The sequence below is a fragment of the Macrococcus sp. CoH-51_TC_04 genome, from assembly GCF_058188655.1.
In genome coordinates, this window is the sequence record NZ_JBVGOY010000099.1 from 1 (window position 1) to 237 (window position 237).

1 protein-coding gene is annotated in these 237 nt (G+C 57.0%); it reads right to left on the reverse strand.

Annotated features, from left to right (window positions below; genetic code table 11):
• A partial coding sequence (locus ACZ2V4_RS11925) for a hypothetical protein (protein ID WP_490514982.1) occupies window positions 1-237 on the reverse strand: 237 nt, incomplete at both ends.

A 237-nucleotide genomic window follows, 5' to 3' on the forward strand; every position in this document is an offset into this window, starting at 1 on the left:
TCCTTACACTCTGCGTGGTGCACGTAGTTGGACTTCGTGAACGAGTTCAGGCGTAGCCAGTACAGCACAAAGAAGAAATCAGGGAGAGTCAGCTCGAATGCCATCGGGCGGCCAGCAAATGCCGGAGCCGTCGTATAGCACACGGCGCTCACGGCCTCGACCATGGCCAGAAGCGATTGTTCGCGGTTTGCCTTCTGAAGCTTACCCAAGTGCTTGGCGCGGAACGGGCATACGTAT